Source organism: Vibrio sp. 1978 (genome assembly GCF_033344345.1).
Genome location: NZ_JAWPOP010001120.1, coordinates 1 through 501 on the forward strand (window position 1 = coordinate 1; position 501 = coordinate 501).

Consider the following 501-nt stretch of genomic DNA (forward strand, 5'->3'; position numbering starts at 1 on the left):
CGAATGACGAAGTTCTTCAGTGGGTGACGTTCCAACTAGAAGAAGAAACGTACGGCATCAACGTAATGCAAGTTCGTGAAGTTCTTCGTTACACTGAAATTGCTCCAGTTCCAGGTGCGCCAGATTACGTACTAGGTATCATCAACCTACGTGGTAACGTTGTAACGGTTATCGATACACGTTCACGCTTCGGTTTGATGGAAGGCGAAGTAACTGATAACACACGTATCATCGTGATCGAATCAGAGCGTCAAGTTATCGGCATCTTGGTAGATAGCGTTGCTGAGGTGGTTTACCTACGTTCTTCTGAGATCGACACTACGCCTTCTGTAGGTACAGACGAAAGCGCGAAATTCATCCAAGGTGTAAGCAACCGTGACGGTAAGCTTCTGATCCTTGTTGATTTGAACAAGCTGCTAACTGACGACGAATGGGACGAGATGGCTAACCTATAATTGGCTGACTGCCGATGGCTGAAGAGCCTTTTTTATCTGTACCATT

Annotated in this window: 1 protein-coding gene; it reads left to right on the forward strand. The window is 45.9% G+C overall.

Annotated elements, in window-relative coordinates; translation table 11 throughout:
• On the forward strand, positions 1–455 hold a 455-nt coding region (locus tag R8N49_RS30965; RefSeq protein WP_318190930.1), incomplete at its 5' end, for a chemotaxis protein CheW.
• Positions 456–501 lie beyond the last annotated feature (46 nt).